General features: G+C 25.4%; 2 protein-coding genes. Both read left to right on the forward strand.

Annotated features, from left to right (window positions below; translation table 11 throughout):
• A partial coding sequence (locus tag EZH24_RS14375) for a hypothetical protein (protein ID WP_201798602.1) occupies positions 1 to 338 on the forward strand: 338 nt, incomplete at its 5' end.
• Between the two features lie 18 nt (positions 339 to 356).
• On the forward strand, positions 357 to 937 hold a 581-nt coding region (locus tag EZH24_RS12625; protein WP_137999395.1), incomplete at its 3' end, for an FmdB family zinc ribbon protein.

The raw sequence follows: 937 nt of genomic DNA on the forward strand, positions 1-937 counted from the left end.
ATAATAAAATATCATTGTCCGATTATAAATGCCTTTCAATTTTGGAAATAAAAGCCTCCGAAAAACGATTGGTTGAAATGAATTCTTATATTGACGAAATAATTAAAAAATCTTTGGATAAATATTTTGACGATTTAGATTTTATCACAAATAACACGATAGAATTTATACATAAAAATATTGAGCGAAGAAAAAAAGAGCAGTTGATAAAAATTGATATGATTAAAAAAGAAATTGAAGAGAACGCTAACTTAAATGAAATCGAGATTGAGGAGAAAAGAAAAGAATACGACAGAAAAGAAGAGATTATTAATAATCTTTTGGAAACTATAAAATGAGGAGATAAAAGATAAAAAATGATTGATTTTGTTAAATTTGTTGGATACTATTATAAATGTAAATCATGCGGAGAAATATTTATATCGGAAAGAAAAGGTAAGTTTGCAAAGTTGATTGAAGTATTTGGAAAAACAAGCAAACCGCCAATTTGTAAAGACCCGCCAGACACAACGGATTGGCAAGAAAAAATAGGTATAATTTTTGAAAAAGAAGAACCGTTAAAATGTCCAAAATGCGGAAGTGAGAAAGTAAGAGAGATGCCTTTTTATGCCATAGAAAAAGTAGCGGAAGTTATTAAAGATATTTTCAAAAAAGATGAAAAAACCGATAATGAAATTAGAGAAACTAAACATTATGACAGCGAAGATAATTCGGTATCTCAATTACAAAATTTAAATTATATTCTTAACGATATTAAAGAATCGAAAAAATCAAGACTTAAAGAACTTGAAAATAATTTTGTATCGAATTTAGAAGAAATCTTTAATTTTATCGAAACTTTTATTAAAGAAAATATAAATTCGGAAGAATTTGGTATAGATACATATTCTTTAAGATTTAATTTTGATAAATTGATAAAAGATTTTAAGAATTCTTT

This window comes from Brachyspira catarrhinii (genome assembly GCF_005518285.1).
Classification (GTDB): Bacteria; Spirochaetota; Brachyspiria; order Brachyspirales; family Brachyspiraceae; genus Brachyspira; species Brachyspira catarrhinii.